The 16,415-nt window shown below is 66.6% G+C and carries 13 protein-coding genes; 2 read left to right on the forward strand and 11 right to left on the reverse strand.

The features are described 5' to 3' along the window. Positions 1-21 precede the first annotated feature (21 nt). The 9 genes from bamA to V5G24_RS14205 form a co-directional block, all read right to left on the reverse strand. Positions 22-2,427, reverse strand: a complete 2,406-nt coding sequence (bamA, locus tag V5G24_RS14165; RefSeq protein WP_445322299.1) for an outer membrane protein assembly factor BamA — start codon at positions 2,425-2,427, stop codon at positions 22-24. 193 nt (positions 2,428-2,620) lie between these two features. Further along, the gene (gene rseP / locus V5G24_RS14170) at positions 2,621-3,766 is read right to left on the reverse strand and encodes an RIP metalloprotease RseP (RefSeq protein ID WP_394081864.1); all 1,146 of its coding nucleotides are present in this window, start codon (positions 3,764-3,766) and stop codon (positions 2,621-2,623) included. A gap of 198 nt (positions 3,767-3,964) precedes the next feature. Then, on the reverse strand, positions 3,965-5,137 hold the full coding sequence (gene dxr, locus V5G24_RS14175) for a 1-deoxy-D-xylulose-5-phosphate reductoisomerase (RefSeq protein ID WP_394081862.1): 1,173 nt from the start codon (positions 5,135-5,137) through the stop codon (positions 3,965-3,967). Between the two features lie 10 nt (positions 5,138-5,147). Further along, positions 5,148-5,960, reverse strand: coding sequence for a phosphatidate cytidylyltransferase (locus tag V5G24_RS14180; RefSeq protein ID WP_394081860.1), 813 nt, complete (start codon positions 5,958-5,960; stop codon positions 5,148-5,150). Beyond that, the gene (locus V5G24_RS14185; protein WP_394082119.1) at positions 5,957-6,727 is read right to left on the reverse strand and encodes an isoprenyl transferase; all 771 of its coding nucleotides are present in this window, start codon (positions 6,725-6,727) and stop codon (positions 5,957-5,959) included. The genes V5G24_RS14180 and V5G24_RS14185 overlap by 4 nt, the downstream gene beginning before the upstream one ends. A 28-nt stretch (positions 6,728-6,755) precedes the next feature. After that, positions 6,756-7,319 carry a ribosome recycling factor gene (gene frr / locus V5G24_RS14190; RefSeq protein WP_394081858.1) on the reverse strand — a complete coding sequence of 188 codons (564 nt, stop codon included), beginning with the start codon at positions 7,317-7,319 and terminating at the stop codon, positions 6,756-6,758. A gap of 221 nt (positions 7,320-7,540) precedes the next feature. After that, entirely contained in the window at positions 7,541-8,257 is a 717-nt protein-coding gene (gene pyrH / locus V5G24_RS14195) for a UMP kinase (protein WP_348844942.1), read from the reverse strand. 20 nt (positions 8,258-8,277) lie between these two features. Beyond that, the gene (gene tsf / locus V5G24_RS14200; RefSeq protein ID WP_394081856.1) at positions 8,278-9,204 is read right to left on the reverse strand and encodes a translation elongation factor Ts; all 927 of its coding nucleotides are present in this window, start codon (positions 9,202-9,204) and stop codon (positions 8,278-8,280) included. 104 nt (positions 9,205-9,308) lie between these two features. Next, on the reverse strand, positions 9,309-10,310 hold the full coding sequence (locus V5G24_RS14205; RefSeq protein WP_394014915.1) for a 30S ribosomal protein S2: 1,002 nt from the start codon (positions 10,308-10,310) through the stop codon (positions 9,309-9,311). 284 nt (positions 10,311-10,594) lie between these two features. Between V5G24_RS14205 and V5G24_RS14210 the strand changes: the two genes are divergently transcribed. Next, positions 10,595-11,392: a crotonase/enoyl-CoA hydratase family protein gene (locus tag V5G24_RS14210; protein ID WP_394081854.1), complete on the forward strand. Its 798-nt coding sequence runs from the start codon at positions 10,595-10,597 to the stop codon at positions 11,390-11,392. Here the strand turns inward: V5G24_RS14210 and gcvA are convergent. Both gcvA and dnaE read right to left on the reverse strand, forming a co-directional pair. Further along, entirely contained in the window at positions 11,377-12,288 is a 912-nt protein-coding gene (gene gcvA, locus V5G24_RS14215; protein ID WP_394081852.1) for a transcriptional regulator GcvA, read from the reverse strand. The two genes, V5G24_RS14210 and gcvA, sit on opposite strands and share 16 nt — an antisense overlap. Before the next feature lie 16 nt (positions 12,289-12,304). After that, positions 12,305-15,745 (reverse strand): DNA polymerase III subunit alpha, encoded by a 3,441-nt coding sequence (dnaE, locus tag V5G24_RS14220; protein ID WP_394081850.1) that lies wholly within the window; start codon positions 15,743-15,745, stop codon positions 12,305-12,307. Positions 15,746-15,909: 164 nt separating this feature from the next. On the opposite strand from dnaE, the gene V5G24_RS14225 reads away from it, so the two are divergent. Next, a complete protein-coding gene (locus V5G24_RS14225; protein ID WP_394081848.1) occupies positions 15,910-16,344 on the forward strand; it encodes an EamA family transporter in 435 nt (144 codons plus the stop codon). Positions 16,345-16,415 lie beyond the last annotated feature (71 nt).

Consider the following 16,415-nt stretch of genomic DNA (forward strand, 5'->3'; position numbering starts at 1 on the left):
CGCCCGCATGAGAGGACAGGATTAGAACTTGGTGCCGCCCGAGAAGCGGAACGCCTGGTCCTTGTCGTAGGCTTGCTGGCTCAGAACCCAGGCATAGTCGAAGCGCAGGGGACCGAACGGCGACTGCCAGATCAGGCTCGCGCCCACCGAGGACCGGATGCCGTTATCGTCGAACACGCAGACATTGCCGGTCGCGTTCTGGGCACCCGCCGGGCAGGTGTACGGCGCCGGGGCACCCACAAAGGTGGTCTGGCCCTGATAGTCGAACAGCGAGCCAGCGTCCGCGAACACCGCCGCTTTCAGACCGATGTCCTTGGGCAGGAAGGCGAGCGGGAACTGAACTTCAGCCGACAGGCCCCAGTAGGACGTGCCGCCCAGGGAGTCCTGGGAGAGCGAGGCCATGTCGCGGGGGCCGATACCGTTCGGGGCGAAGCCGCGAACCAGATTCGGACCCATGAAGAAATTGTCCATGATCCGCAAATCCTGGTCGCCCCAGGCATTCACGTGGCCCGCCTGACCGTGCACCAACAGCACCCAGTCGCTGATCAGCGGATAGTAATAGCGGACGTCAGCCGAGGTACGGATGAAGTTCACATCGCCGCCGAGGCCAGCGAAATCCTGCTTCAATTCCGCATAAAGGCCGGAGGTCGGGTTGATGTTGCTGTCGAGCCCGTTGAAGGAGAGCGTATAGCCCGCCGCCGACGTGATGGTCGCACCTTGCGCCACCGCCTCGATGATCGCCCAGGACGCAGTTCCCGCGCAGGTCAGGAAGGGGTCGCCCCACACGGCGCAGTCGAGGTTGATCTCGCGCTGATAGAGGTTGTAGCGCAGCGCCAGCGTGATTTCGTCGGTGATCGGAAGACCGAAGCGGAAGCCTCCACCAAGTGTGTTGGTATTATAGGAGGTGTAGCTGGTCGCGCTGGTTTCCTTCCAATAGAAGTCGATGCCAGCCGAGAGCCGATAGCCGAGGAAGTAAGGTTCGGTGAAGGAGAATTCCGCGCCCTGGGCGTTCTGGCCGAAGGAGCCGGAAATCTTCACATACTGGCCACGGCCAAGGAAGTTCCTCTCGCCCAGAGAGACTTCGGCGATGAAGCCGTCCGAGGTCGAATAGCCGCCAGACACCGCGAACTCACCCGTCGGCTGGTCTTCCACATCCACCACCAGGATGATGCGGTCGGGCGCCGAGCCAGGCTCGTTGGTGATCTTGACGGACTTGAAGTAGCCAAGATTGCGCAGGCGGCGTTCGGCACGATCGACCATCACGCGGTTATAGGCATCGCCCTCGCCGATATCGAATTCGCGACGGATAACCCAGTCGCGGGTCCGGGTGTTGCCGCGCACCTCGATGCGCTCCACGTAAACCCGCGGCCCCTCTTCCACAACGAACAGCACGTTGATGCGCTTGTTCTCGAAGTCGCGATCGCCGCGCGGCCGCACCTGGGCGAAGGCATAGCCGCTCTTCGACACCTCGATGGTGACGTTCTCGACCGATTTTTCGACCAGCTCGGCGTTATAGACCTGCCCCTCGCTCATGCGCAGCGCGCTGCGCAGGTTGGCGGCCGGCACGTCGCGGATATTGGAGACCACATCCACCTTGCCGAAGCGATACTGCGCGCCTTCGTCCAATGTGAAGGTAATCACATAGCCGGCCGGTGAACCGCTGGTTGCGGGAACGAGCTCTGCATTGGCGGCGATGATGCGGAAGTCGGCATAGCCATTCTTCAAATACCAGCGACGCAGCAATTCCTGGTCCGCATTCACGCGATCCGGATCATAGACGTCCGTGGACTTGAGGAAGGAGAGCCAATTGGTGGTCGTCGTGGTGATCACGTCCTTCAGCTTGTAGTCTGAGAACGCCTTGTTGCCGACGAACTTAATTTCCTTGACGCCGACCTTCTCACCCTCGGTGATCTCGAACACCAGATCGACACGCCCATTGCCGCGATCGATGGTGACGGGATTGACCTTGACGTCGGTGCGACCGGCGCGGCGGTAAACCTCGATGATGCGCTGGGTATCCGCCTGCACCACGGCCTTGGACAAGGCACCGCGCGGCTTGGATTGGATCTCCGCCAGCAAGGCGTCGTCCTTGAGCTTCTTATTGCCCTCGAAGGCGATGCGATTGATCACCTCGTTTTCGGAGACGCGCACCACCAGCCGGCCGCCCTGGTGGGAGATGTTCACATCCGAGAACAGGCCGGTGGCATAGAGGGCCGCGAGGCCCTCGTTGATCTTGGCGGGCGAGAGCGACTCGCCTGGCTTCACCGCGAAATAGGACCGGATCGTCGCCGCGTCGACGCGGCGATTGCCTTCGACCACGATGTTCGAGGCGGATTGAGCGGCCGCGGGACCGGCGATGAGGATGGAACCGGCAGTCGTCGCCATCGCGGCGCTGAGCGCGATGCCGAGGACGGCGGCCAGTTTCACGATGACTCGGACCCGAGCAGTCATATGGCGCGCAACCTTGAATTCGTTGTTCTCAAACCCGGGCGCCTGGGCGCTCGGATTCTCACCGTCGAGGCGCTTGTACAGGCTTTTCCCCGCACTGCAAACGCCTGTCCCACCAGCGGCTTCCGCTTTTCCGCCGACCGTGGCCGCTGCGCCACGACTGGCCCCTTTTTCACATGGTGGCCAAGTGCAGCACGTCGTTCCATGTGGCAAAAACCATCAGCATCAACACAATGGCGAGGCCGATGCGAAAACCGATGTCCTGCGTGCGGGCACTGAGCGGCCGCCCGCGCACCGCTTCCACAGCGTAGAACAGCAGGTGCCCCCCGTCCAACAGCGGGATCGGAAAGAGGTTAAGAAGTCCGATGGAAACCGAAAGAACCGCAGCGAGGGATAGAAGCGCACCGATTCCATAGGTGGCTACCTGCCCGGACACCTGGGCGATGCGGATCGGGCCGCCCAGCTGATCGGCTGATTCCCGCCCCGCGATCAGGCCGCCGAGATAGTCGAAGGTGCGCGCGACCACGAACCAGGTCTCCTGCGCCCCCATGCCGATCGCTTCCACCGGGCCATAGCGGCGCGTGGTCACATCCGCGGCCGCGAGCGAACGGGAAATACCCAGCAACCCCATCTTGTGCGCATTCCCGAACGCGTCCTTCACCTCGCGCAATTGCGGGGTCGCGGTCAGCGAAAGCTCGGAACTGCCGCGCTCCACCTTGAAGCTCAAGGCTTCGCCGGCATTGGAGCCGACAATGCGCTGCATGTCGGCGAAGCTCTCCACGGGCGTGCCGTCAATGGAGAGCACCAGGTCGCCCGGTGCGAATCCAGCCTGCTCGGCGGCACTGCCGGCGGCCACCTGATCCACGCGCGGCGCCGTCACCTGGCGGCCGAACACCATGAAGACCATGGAGAAAATGACCACCGCGAGGATGAAATTGGCGATCGGCCCGGCCGCGACAATGGCGGCACGCCACGCGAGCGGCGCGTAAAAGAAGCTTTCCTTGCGCTCCTGCGGGGTCATCTGCCGCAGCTTTTCCGTGTTCGGCGTGCTCGCGGCGTCCTCGTCACCGAAGAATCGCACGTAGCCGCCGAGCGGCACAGCGGCGAGCCGCCAGCGCGTGCCGTGGCGGTCGTTGAAGCCGGCGATCTCCGGGCCAAAGCCCAGGGAGAAGGTCAAGACCCGCACGCCCGCGCGCCGCGCCACCCAGAAATGGCCAAGCTCGTGAAAAAACACCACCAGAGTCAGCACGAAAAGGAACGGCACCACATAGCCGAGGAGCGAGGTGCCCCAGGCGCCCAGACTCGCAAACACTTCCATCGTCCGTTCCTCGCGCGCGCCGCGCCGGCCCGTGGCGAAGCGCCGCGCAGCCGATGGCACCGAATGTTGGGCAAAGGCCGCGCCGCGCGGCCTTTGCGATCCACAGGAGATGAGGCCGAATGCCCCAGCGCAGAGCCTTAGGATGCCTTTGCGGCAAACTTAGGCAAGCGCGAAAGCGATCACCGGCCGCAACCGCACTCAGGCGACTGCCGCTGCGGCATATTTCGGCAGCAGCGACACCGCGACGCGGCGCGCCTGCGCATCCAGCGCCAAAGCCTCCGCCAGCGAGGCCGGCGAACCGCCGGCGGGTAGCGTCGCCAGCGTCTCCTCGACGACGGCCGCGATGCCGAACATGCCGATCGCCCCCTCAAGGAAGGCCGCGACTGCGATCTCGTTCGCGCCGTTGAGGATGGTCGGGGCGCTTCCGCCCGCTTCCATGGCTTCCATGGCGAGGCGCAAGGCGGGGAATCGCTCGAGATCCGGCGCCTCGAAAGTCAGCCGGCCCACCTTGGTGAGATCCAGCCGCCGACAAGAGGTTTCCAGCCGGTCGGGAAAGCCGAGGCAATGGGCGATGGGTACGCACATGTCCGGAATGGCCAGACCGGCGACCACCGATCCATCGCGGAACGAGACGAGGCCATGCACCACCGATTCGGGATGCACCACCGCTTCCAGCTGGCTGGCGGGAATCGCGAACAAATGGTGCGCCTCGATCAGCTCCAGCCCCTTGTTCATCAAGGTGGCAGAATCGATGGTGATCTTGGCGCCCATCGACCAATTGGGGTGCTTCAGCGCATCGGCGGCGCGGGCGCGGGCGATCTGCTCGCGCGGGGCGGTGCGGAACGGGCCGCCGGAAGCAGTGATGGTCACCCGCTCCACATCCGCGCGCGGCCCGGCGCCGAGCGCCTGATAGATGGCGTTATGCTCGGAATCCATGGGCAGCAAGGTGGTGCCGGTGCGCGCGGCCTCGGCGATGAAGAATGCGCCGGCCGCCACGAGGCATTCCTTGTTGGCGACCGCGAGCCGCCGACCGGACCCGAAGGCCGCGACCGTGGGCGCAAGGCCGGCAACGCCGGAAATGGCGGCGACCACGAGATTCGCCTCGCGCTGGGCCGCCTCGATGATGGCCGAAGGACCCGCGCCGCTTGCGATTCCCGTGCCCGCGAGCAGGTCGGCGAGTTCCGCGCCCTTGGTCGGATCGGCGATGGCGGCGAAACGGGCGTTGAGATCGCGCGCGACCTGCGCGAGGGCCTGCGGATCGCGCCCGCCTGCGATCGCTTCCACGCGATAGCGGCCGGGCGCTTCGCTCAGCACCTTCATCGTGCTGCGGCCCACCGAGCCGGTGACCCCGAGGATGGAAATGACGGTCATGGCGAAAGACCTACCACAAAAGCAGACCCGCCGCTGGGGCGAGGTCGTTGCGGGCAAAGCCGATCAGGCCTGCGAGCAGCACCGCGGCGAGAAATCCGTCCAGTCGGTCCAGCACGCCGCCATGTCCGGGAATGAGGCTTCCGGTATCCTTCACCCCGAACGCCCGCTTGAAGGCCGATTCGGCAAGATCGCCGGATTGCGCCACCGCGCTCAGGACAATGCCAAGCACCACCCACATTGGGCTGAACACGAGCCCCGCCGCGAGCAGCAGCGCGATTCCCGCCCCCATGCCGCAGAGCGCGCCGCCCACCGCGCCGGACCAGGTCTTGTTGGGCGAAAGGCGCGGCCACAGCTTGGGGCCACCGAAGGTGCGGCCGGTGAAATAGGCGCCGATGTCCGTGCTCCACACCACCGCATAGAGGAACAGCACGGCGACGAAGCCCAATTGGTCGGTATCGCGCAGCGCGACGATGGGCAGGCTGGCCACCGCCCCGCATAAAACCCCCGCTCCCGCCCAAAGGCGGCCGCGCGCGATCAGGATGGCGAGCACCGCGCCGGCAAGGCAGATCATCGTCGCCCCCGCGCCGGACCCGGTGGCGGCAAGCACCGCGCTCGCGGCCAGCACGGCCGCCCCGCCAATGGCGATCGACGGCAGGCGCGGCGTCACGCGTGCCACGGTGCCGCATTCGTAAACGATAGCGATGCCCGCGAGCGCCCAGATCAGCGCAAACGGCCAGCCGCCGAACCAGGTGATCGCCAGGACGAGCGGCGCCAAGATGGCGGCGGAAAGGGTGCGCGGGCCGAGGTCTTTTCCGCCGATCACGTGCGCACGCTGCCGGCGCGGGCGGCGATGCCGCCGAACCGACGGTCACGCCGGGCATATTCCTCGATGGCGCCCACCAGCGCGGCATGGTCGAACTCGGGCCAATAGATGGGCAGGAACACGAGTTCCGAATAGGCGCCCTGCCAGAGCAGGAAATTGGAGAGCCGCTGCTCGCCGCTGGTGCGCACGATCAGGTCCGGGTCGGGAATGCCGGCGGTGTCGAGGCGGGCGGTGATCATGTCCGCGCTGATGTCCTGTGGCCGGATCTTGCCGGCCACCGCCTCCGCAGCGAGGCGCGCGGCGGCGGCGGCGATCTCCTGCCGCCCGCCATAATTGAACGCCACCACCAGGGTGAGGCCGGTATTGTCCTTGGTGAGGGCTTCCGCCTCGTCCAGCAGCTGGCAGATGTCGCGGGCGAGCTCTGCCCGTTCGCCGATGATGCGGACCCGCACATTGGCGCTGTGCAGCTCGGCCAGATCGTGCCGGACGAACCGCTTCAGGAGGCCCATGAGGTCGGAGACCTCGCTCGCCGGACGCGACCAGTTCTCGCTGGAGAAGCTGTAGATGGTGAGATAGCGGATGCCGATCTCACGCGCCGCCCGCACGCACCGGCGCAGCGCCTCGAGCCCGCGCCGGTGGCCTTCGAACCGGGGCAGGTTGCGCGCCGTCGCCCAGCGCCCGTTGCCGTCCATGATGACGCCCACGTGCACCGGAATGCACGCGCCGCCCATGACTGGCGTCGCTGAGGCGCCGTTGCGCACCGACATGGCCCCTTCCCCCTTCATGCCATGCTCCTCAGACCGAGAGGATTTCCTTTTCCTTATGGGCGAGGGTCTGGTCCAGTTCGGAGATCACCTCGTCCGTCGCCTTCTGCACCTGGGTGGAGAAGCGCTCCAGGTCATCGGCGCTGATCTCGCTGTCCTTTTCGAGCTTCTTGAGCAGGTCCATGCCATCGCGCCGCACGTGACGCACCGAAACGCGCGCCGCCTCGGCATATTTATGGGCGACCTTCACCATTTCCTGGCGCCGCTCCTGGTTCAGCTCGGGAATGCGGATGCGCATCACCTGGCCTTCGGTGGAGGGGTTGAGGCCGAGATTGCTGTCGCGGATCGCCTTTTCCACGGCGCTGACCATGGAGCGGTCCCACACCTGCACGGAGAGCATGCGCGGCTCGGGAACCGAGACCGTCGCCACCTGGCTGATGGGCATGTGGGTGCCGTAGGCGTCCACCTGGATCGGCTCCAGGAGGCTGGCCGACGCGCGGCCGGTGCGCAGGCCGCCGAGTTCCTGCTTCAGCACGCCCACCGCGCCCTGCATGCGGCGCTTGAGATCGGCAAGGTCGAATGCGTCGGTGCTCATGGCAAATTCCTGTTCTTCATTTTCCCGGCGCGACATGCCGGTTCTGTCCTTCCCGCCCCGCCTGACGACAAGGCCGAAGGCCAAGGTCTCTGAAACCCGGGACACCCGGGAAATACGCGACACCCGCCGGGCGCCGCGCACCGGCGAGACGGCCGCCCCGCCGGCACCCGCTTGATGCAGACCGACAGACCACGACGCGTCGCTACTCCCGACTTAAGCCCTTAAGGCGCAACCACGGTGACGTGGCCTTCGCCCTTGGCGGCCGCCACGATGGCACCCGGCTCGCGAATAGAAAAGACGATTATCGGCAAGGCGGCTTCACGGGCAAGGGCGAACGCAGCGGCATCCATCACCTTCAGATCGTAGGCGAGCGCCTGATCATGGGTGAGGCGGTCATAGCGGCGAGCGTTGGGGTCGAGCTTGGGGTCGGCGGTATAGACGCCGTCCACATTGGTCGCCTTGAGAACGGCATCGCAGCTCAGTTCTGCCGCGCGCAGCACCGCGCCCGTGTCAGTGGTGAAGTACGGATTACCCGTACCGCCCGCCAGCAGCACGATCCGCCCCCGCCGCAGATGCCGCATGGCCGGCTGGCGGGCATAGGGTTCGCAGACGGTGGGCATGGGAATGGCGGACATGGTGCGGGCCGGTTCGCCGGCTGCTTCCACCGCCTGCTCCAGGGCGAGGCAGTTCATGACGGTGGCGAGCATGCCCATATGATCGGCGGTGGACCGATTGAGGTCCTCGCCGGCCACCCGCGCGCCCCGCAGGATATTGCCGCCGCCGACAACCACGGCAACCTCGCAGCCGAGCGCACGCACGGCCACGAGATCGCGGGCGATCCGCGTCACGGTCGGGGGATGGAGCCCGAACGGCTCCGGTCCCATCAAGGCCTCGCCGGAGACCTTGATGAGGACGCGGGGATAGGGAAGGTCGGACATGGCCCCCTCCCCCGCCCCGATCAGGACTGACCCGCGACTGTAGCGGCGACTTCGGCTGCGAAGTCGCTCTCTTCTTTCTCGATGCCTTCGCCGAGCGCGTAGCGCACAAACGCCGTGAGCTTCACCGGCGCGCCGACGCCGCCCTCGGCTTCCTTCAGCACCTGGGCCACTGACTTGGAGCCGTCATGCACGAACGGCTGCTCCAGCAGGGTGACTTCCTTGAAGAAGGTCTTGATGCCGCTTTCGGCGATCTTGTCCTGCACGTTGGCGGGCTTGCCCTGGTGCTTCTCGAGCAGGATCGCCTTCTCGCGGGCGACCACGCTCTCGTCGATGCCCGAGGCATCGAGCGCCAGCGGGCTCAGCGCCGCGACATGCATGGCGATCTGGCGGCCGAGGGTGGAGAGCTTCTCCACATCGCCCTTGGATTCGAGCGCAACCAGCACGCCGATGCGGCCGAGGCCCTCGGACACCGTGCCGTGCACATAAGACGCGATCACGCCATGCTCGACCTGGAGCTTGGCGACGCGGCGCAGCGTCATGTTCTCGCCGATGGTGGCGATCAGGGTCGCGAGCTTCTCGGACACCGTCACGCTCTCACCCGGGAAATGGGCGGCGGCCAGGGCTTCGAGCGAGCCGTCGGTGTTGAGGGCGATCTTGGCGGCTTCGCGCACGAACGCCTGGAAATCGGCATTGCGGGCGACGAAGTCGGTCTCGGCATTCACTTCCAGCGCGACCGCATAATGGCCCGAGGATTCCACCGAAACGAGGCCTTCGGCGGCCACGCGGCCGGCCTTCTTGGCGGCCTTGGCGAGACCCTTCTTGCGCAGCCAGTCGATGGCAGCTTCGATGTCGCCGGCGGTCTCGGTCAGAGCGGCCTTGCAGTCCATCATGCCGGCGCCAGTCTTGTCGCGCAGTTCCTTCACGAGAGCTGCAGTGATCGCGGCCATGCTCAGCTTCCTCTTTTTCTCATGCCACGGCCGGCAAGGGGGTGCCCAAGCCGGCCGCCGGGGCGCTTATCGCCCCTTCACTCAAATGACCTCCGGGGAAGGGATCACTCCACTTCGGCGGAGAACTCCTTCGCCTGGGCGATCCAGCCGTCGACGCGGCCGGGCAGACCCACTTCTTCACCGATGTGGTGCGCGTCCTGGGCATCCAGGCCGGCGATCTGGGTGAAGTGGAAGATGCCGAGATCGTTGAGCTTCTGCTCGATCTCCGGGCTCACGCCCGTCAGCTTCTTCAGGTCGTCGGCAACGCCGCGCGGACCGGAGAGGGGCTCGAAGGTGGACCACACGCTCAGCTCGGCGGGCAGGTCCTCGATCAGGGGCTCCTCGGCGGCGCCCACATCGCCGAAATCGCCGGCGCCGCGGGAAATGCCGTCGATGGCGGCGCGGGCGACCAGATCGCAATAGAGCTGGATCGCGCGGCCAGCATCGTCATTGCCGGGAACCGGGAAGGCGATGCCGTCGGGATCGCAATTGGTATCGAGGATGGCCGCCACCGGGATGCCGAGGCGCTGGGCCTCCTTCACGGCGATGTCTTCCTTGTTCGTGTCGATCACGAACAGCAGGTCGGGCAGGCCGCCCATGTCGCGGATGCCACCGAGGGCGCGTTCCAGCTTCTCCTTTTCACGGGAGAGCGTCAGGCGCTCCTTCTTGGTGTAGCCCGAGCCCGCCTCGGGGCCGGCCAGCATCTCTTCCAGCTTCTTGAGCCGGGCGATGGAATTGGAAATCGTCTTCCAATTGGTGAGCATGCCGCCCAGCCAACGGGAATTCACGAAATACTGCGCCGAGCGGCGGGCGGCGTCAGCCACCTGGTCCGCGGCCTGGCGCTTGGTGCCGACGAACAGCACGCGGCCGCCATTGGCCACCGTGTCGGACACGGCCTGAAGCGCGCGATGGAGCGCCGGCACGGTCTGCGACAGGTCGATGATGTGGATGTTGTTGCGGACGCCGAAGATATACGGCGCCATCTTGGGGTTCCAGCGGTGCGACTGGTGACCGAAATGCACGCCAGCTTCCAAAAGCTGACGCATGGAATAATCAGGAATTGCCACTTCTATTCTCCGGTTGAGCCTCCGCGGACGTACCCTCGGCCCGTCAGGGACGAAGGCACCGGATTGGCCAATTGGCCGACTGTCCGCGTGCGGAATGGCGCGGCTTATAGGCGAAGGGGGGCAAAAGGGCAAGGGCACCGCCGATTTTCGCCCTCCCCTTCCCAGGGAATCCGCTGGTTAAGTGAGATTTTCTCACCTGCACGCGGATTTTTCGCGTTTGCCCGCGCCCGGTCGCGGCGGCCAGCCTTGGGGCACATTCAACGCCAGCCCCAATGGAGCCGCCCATGTCGTCCCTGCACCCCGTCCTTTGCGACATTAGCGAGGGTATCGCCACCCTCACCCTCAACCGGCCGGAAAAGCTGAACGCCATCGATTATGCCCTCGCCGATGCGCTGCTGTCCTTCCTCGACACGCTGGAAACCGATGAGACCGTGAAAGCGGTGATTCTCACCGGTGCGGGGGAGAAGGCTTTCTCCGCCGGCGGCGACATTCATCAGTTTTCCCGCAGCGTGCGCCTCGGCCCGCTCGGCGCGGTGCGCGATTTCGTCAGGCGTGGCCAGACGCTGACCTCGCGGATCGAGGCCTTTCCCAAGCCCATCATCGCGGCGGTCAACGGCATCGCCTTCGGTGGTGGATGCGAGATCACGGAAGCGGCGCCGCTCGCCATCGCCAGCGAAACTGCGCTGTTTGCCAAGCCGGAAATCAAGCTCGGCATGCCGCCCACCTTTGGCGGCACCCAGCGCCTGCCGCGCCTCGCCGGGCGCAAGCGCGCGCTGGAGCTGCTGCTGACCGGCGACAGCTTCTCGCCGCAGCACGCCCTCGCGCTGGGCCTGATCAACCAGATCGTGCCGGCAGCCGAGCTCATCCCGGCGGCGCGGGCCTTGGCGCAGCGCATCATGCGCCACTCGCCCGTGGCGGTGACCAGCGTCCTGACGGCGGTGACGCGCGGCATCAACCAGACCATCGGCGAGGGTCTCCAGGTGGAAAGCGAGCAGTTCGCCCGCATGGTCCCGACCCACGACCTGCGCGAGGGCCTGGAAGCCTGGATCGAGCGGCGCCAGCCCCGCTACATGGGGCGCTGAGGCGGCGTCCCCGGCTGCGGGGCGGCGAGTTCGTCCCGCAGCCAGTTCCGGAACGCCGCCACCTCCGGCCGGTGCAGCGAGGCCGGATCGGCCAGCAGCCAATAGGCGGTGCGGGCCTCCACCGGCGGCCCGAGCACCGCCACCAGCCGGCCCGCTTCGAGATCCCCGGCAACGACCGGCAGCCGCCCCATGGCGACCCCAAGCCCTTGTGCCGCCGCCTCCCAGGCCAGATGGATGGAATCAAAGCGCAAGCCGCGCTCCAGATCGGGCACCGCGACCCCGCGCAGGGCCGCCCAGGCGCCCCAGTCCTCAGCCACGTCGGTCACATGCAGCAAGGTGTGGCCCGCCAGATCCGCGTGCGTCCGCACCGCGGCGGCGAGGCGCGGCGCGCACACGGGGACCAAGTGCTGCCGCACCAGCAGATCGGCGGAAACGCCCTGCCAGCCGCCCTCCCCCATGCGAATGGCCATGTCCACCCCGTCGCGCGGAAACTCGATCCTGCGGTGGGCGCTGTCGAGGCTCACGTCGATGCCGGGATGGCGGGCCTGGAAGCGGGAGAGATGGGGAATGAGCCAGCGCAGGCCGAAGGTGGGCGCAACACTCACGCTCAGCCGATCCGCCGGGCGGCGCCCCGGCACGGCTTCAGTGGCGGATGCGATTTGCGCCAGGATCTCCCGCACCCGCGGAAGATAGGCCTCCCCCGCCGGCGTCAGGGTCAATTGCCGGTGGCCACGGGCGAACAACGGCACGCCGAGCCAATCCTCAAGTCCCTGAACCCCGTGGCTCACCGCACTCGGCGTGAGGTTGAGTTCCTCCGCCGCAAGCTTGAACGAGAGGTGTCGGCCCGCCGCCTCGAACAGGCGCAGCGCGTTGAGCGGCGGCAGCCGATAGGCCATGGCCGGGGCGGCCCGCTCAGGCCGCTTCCACCGCGACCACGCCCGGAATCGCCTTGAGCGCCCCGGCGATCTGCGGCGAGACCGGATAGCGGCCGTCGAGGCGGATTTCGACCTCCGCCTTGCCCTGTTCCATCATCAAGATGAGGCTGACTTCGCCATCGCCCTTGCCGCCTGACAGGCGCTTGGCGATTCCCTCCAGGGGATCGACGGATTGCACGAAAATCCGCAGGCTCTTGTGATGCTTGGCGGTGGCCGCGTCGAGCCGCTCGCAGGTCTGGATGCGCACCCGCACGTCCTCGCCCTGAAGTTCGGCATTGACCATCATGAGGATGGGCGTGCCGGGCTCCAGCAGATCGCGATAATGGGCGAGCCCTTCCGAAAAGATCACCGCCTCGAAATGGCCGGACGGGTCCGAGAGCCCAACGATGCCCATGCGCGTGCCCGACTTGGTGCGCCGCTCCTGCTTGGACACCACGGTGGCGGCGAGTCGCCCCGCCGCCGCACCGGCGCGCACGCCGCGGGCAAAATCGCTGAACGGCTGCACCCGCAGCTTCTTCAGGGATTGCGCATAATCGTCCAGCGGGTGGCCGGTGAGGAAGAAGCCGATGGAATCATATTCACGCTGCAGGCGCTCCGCCGGCTCCCAGGGCGCGGCATCCGGCAAGGGCAGGTCGGCCTTCACCGGACCGGAGCCGAACATGTCGTTCTGGCCCAGCGCCCGCCCCTGCTCTTCGCGCGCGGCATGGGCGGCGATGGAATCGAGGGCGGCGAAGACCCGCGCCCGATTCTTCTCCAGCACGTCGAAGCAGCCCGCCGCCACCAGGCTTTCCAGGGTGCGCTTGTTGACCAGCTTGGCGGGCAGGCGGTCCGCGAAATCGGAAAGCGAGGCGAAGGGCTTCTGCGCGCGCGCCGCCACCAGTGCATCGACGGCATGCCCGCCCACGCCCTTGATGGCCGCCGTCGCATAGATGATCTTGCCGTCCACCACGGCGAATTCGCGGGTGGAGAGATTGATGTTGGGCGGCACCACCTCGATGCCGAGCCGCTGCGCCTCCTGGCGGAATTCCGCCAGCTTGTCGGTATTGCCCATGTCCAGCGTCATGGAGGCGGCGAGGAATTCCGTCGCATAATTGGCCTTCAGCCAGGCCGTCTGATAGGCGACCAGGGCATAGGCCGCCGCGTGGGATTTGTTGAAGCCGTAATCCGCGAACTTGGCCAGCAGGTCGAAGATCGTATCGGCCTGTGCCTTCGGCACGCCGCCTTCCTCGGCCCCGGAGACGAAGCGCTCGCGCTGTTTCTCCATCTCGGCGCGGATCTTCTTGCCCATGGCGCGACGCAGCAGGTCGGCTTCGCCGAGCGAATAGCCCGACAGCGCCTGCGCGATCTGCATCACCTGTTCCTGGTAGATGATGACGCCGAATGTTTCCTTCAGATAGGGCTCGAGCTTGGGGTGGATATAGTCCGGCTCCGCGCGTCCGTGCTTGCAGTCGCAATAGACCGGGATATTGGCCATGGGGCCGGGACGATAGAGCGCCACGAGGGCGATCAGGTCTTCCACCCGGTCGGCCTTCATATCCACCAGCGCGCGGCGCATGCCCGCGCTTTCCACCTGGAACACGCCCACCGTCTCGCCGCGTGCCAGCATGGCGTAGGTCTTGGGATCGTCGAGCGGGATCTTCGAGATATCGAGGTCGATGCCGCGCTGGTGCACCAGCTTCACGGCCTTCTCGATGGTGGTCAGCGTCTTCAGGCCGAGGAAGTCGAACTTCACAAGGCCCGCCTGCTCCACCCATTTCATATTGTACTGGGTGACCGGCATGTCGGACTTGGGATCGCGATAAAGCGGCACCAATTCATGCAAGGGCCGATCGCCGATCACGATGCCGGCGGCATGGGTCGAGGCGTGGCGGTTCAGCCCTTCCAGGCGAACGGCGATATCGAACGCGCGCTTGACCACCTCTTCCTCGGCCTGGGCGGCCTGAAGGCGCGGCTCGTCATGGATCGCCTGCTTCAGCGTGACCGGCGCGGCGGGGTTCTGCGGCACCAGCTTGCAGAGCTTGTCCACTTGGCCATAGGGCATTTCCAGCACCCGGCCGACGTCGCGCAGCACGCCGCGCGCCTGGAGCGTACCGAAGGTGATGATCTGCGCCACCTGCGCGCGCCCATAGCGCTGCTGGACGTAATGGATCACCTCGTCGCGGCGCTCCTGGCAGAAATCCACGTCGAAGTCCGGCATGGACACGCGATCGGGATTCAGGAAGCGTTCGAACAGCAGGCCGAAGCGCAGCGGGTCGAGATCGGTGATCTGGAGCGAATACGCCACCAGCGAGCCGGCGCCGGAACCGCGCCCCGGTCCCACCGGGATGTCATGCGCCTTCGCCCATTTGATGAAGTCCGACACGATGAGGAAGTAGCCGGGAAACTTCATCTTGGTGATGACGGACAATTCGTAGGCGAGGCGCTGCTCATAGACGGCGACCTCCAGGCCGGGCGCCGGCCCATGCTTGGCAAGGCGGGCGACAAGCCCTTCCTGCGCCTGCCGCTCCAGCTCCGCCGCCTCTTCCGCGAGCGGATCGCCATCGCCGCCGCCGGTGGTGAAGCGCGGCAGGATCGGCTTCACCGTGCGCACCCGGTAGGCGCAGCGCTGGGCGATTTCCACCGTGTTCGCCGTCGCCTCGGGCAGATCGGCGAACAGGGTGAGCATTTCCTCGCGGGTCTTGAAGCGATGGTCCGGGGTCAGGCGCGGGCGCTCGCCATCGGCCACCACCCGGCCCTCGGCGATGCAGCCGAGCGCATCATGGGCCTCATAATCGCCGTGCGAACCGAAGAACGGCTCGTTGGCGGCCACCAGCGGGAGCGCGCGGGAATAGGCCAGCTCCAGCAATTGCGGCTCGACGATGCGCTCGCGCTCCATGCCGTGGCGCTGGAGCTCCACATAGAGCCGGTCGCCGAACATCTGCGCCAGCATGTCGAGCCGCTCGGCGGCAAGGTCGCCATGCCCGCCGGCAAGTGCCCGGTCGATGGGGCCATTGGGGCCGCCGGTGAGCGCGATCAGCCCCTCGTTCGCCTCGCGCAGCCAGTCGAGCGAGATGCGCGATTCCTCGTCGCTCGGCGTCTCCATGAAGGCGCGGGAGACCAGCTTCATCAGGTTGCGCCAGCCGATCTCGCGCGCGGCCAGCAGGACTAGGCGCGGCTTCTTGGGCGGCAGGGCGCCGCGCGGGCCGGGCGCTTCCACGAGGTCCACCGCCAGCGAACATCCCATGATGGGCTGAATGCCGGCGCCCGCCATTTTCTCCGAGAATTCCAGCGCGCCGAACAGATTTCCGGTGTCGGTCAGCGCCAAAGCGGGCTGCGAGTCGGCTTTGGCCAGATCGGCCAGCTTGCCGATCGAGAGCGCGCCCTCCAGCAGCGAATAGGAGGAATGGACGTGGAGATGGACAAAGCCGGGAGTGCGCATGGATCTTCCAGGGGGCGATACGCGCGGACGCCGCGCACGAGTCGCAATGTCGTATCGTACCCCAGATGGGACGCTCGGCGAGCCGCAGCAAGTTCAACTTTCCATTTGCCTCCAACGCATGATCCACGACAGTTCCCCGCGCGTTTCCTGAACGGGGCATCACCATGCGGGGCTTCATCGGCAGCTGGCAGTTCTGGGCGCTCGGCGCGGCCCTATTCGCGGCGCTCACCGCCATCTTCGGCAAACTGGGGGTCAGCGCCGTTCACAGCGATCTGGCAACCCTCATCCGCACCATCGTCATTCTCGCCATCATCACGCTGATGGTCGTCGCCGGGCAGGCGTGGCAGCCGCTCGATACCATCTCGGCGAAGACCTGGCTGTTCCTGGTGCTGTCCGGCAGCGCCACGGGCGCGTCCTGGCTGTGTTATTTCCGCGCCCTGCAAATCGGCGAGGCGGCGAAGGTGGCGCCGCTCGACAAGCTCAGCGTGGTGATGGTCGCCGTGTTCGGCGCGCTGTTCCTCGGCGAGCGACTCTCGCTCATAAATTGGGCCGGCGTCGCGCTGATCGCCGCCGGCGCCATCCTGGTCGCCCTGCGCTGATCCGCCGAGCGGCGCGACCCGTGTGGCGGGCCGGAGCGAAGGCCTGTCCCGGGCGAGGCGGCGTGCGGCCG

It is taken from the genome of Roseixanthobacter finlandensis (assembly GCF_043195105.2).
In the GTDB taxonomy this organism is placed as follows: Bacteria; Pseudomonadota; Alphaproteobacteria; order Rhizobiales; family Xanthobacteraceae; genus NCEH01.

Coding starts and splice junctions, on each gene's coding strand:
- rseP (WP_394081864.1), bottom strand. CDS start 3,766: ATGGAAGTGTTTGCGAGTCTGGGCGCCTGGGGCACCTCGCTCCTCGGC.
- dxr (WP_394081862.1), bottom strand. CDS start 5,137: ATGACCGTCATTTCCATCCTCGGGGTCACCGGCTCGGTGGGCCGCAGC.
- V5G24_RS14185 (WP_394082119.1), bottom strand. CDS start 6,727: ATGTCGGTGCGCAACGGCGCCTCAGCGACGCCAGTCATGGGCGGCGCG.
- frr (WP_394081858.1), bottom strand. CDS start 7,319: ATGAGCACCGACGCATTCGACCTTGCCGATCTCAAGCGCCGCATGCAG.
- pyrH (WP_348844942.1), bottom strand. CDS start 8,257: ATGTCCGACCTTCCCTATCCCCGCGTCCTCATCAAGGTCTCCGGCGAG.
- tsf (WP_394081856.1), bottom strand. CDS start 9,204: ATGGCCGCGATCACTGCAGCTCTCGTGAAGGAACTGCGCGACAAGACT.
- V5G24_RS14210 (WP_394081854.1), top strand. CDS start 10,595: ATGTCGTCCCTGCACCCCGTCCTTTGCGACATTAGCGAGGGTATCGCC.
- gcvA (WP_394081852.1), bottom strand. CDS start 12,288: ATGGCCTATCGGCTGCCGCCGCTCAACGCGCTGCGCCTGTTCGAGGCG.
- dnaE (WP_394081850.1), bottom strand. CDS start 15,745: ATGCGCACTCCCGGCTTTGTCCATCTCCACGTCCATTCCTCCTATTCG.
- V5G24_RS14225 (WP_394081848.1), top strand. CDS start 15,910: ATGCGGGGCTTCATCGGCAGCTGGCAGTTCTGGGCGCTCGGCGCGGCC.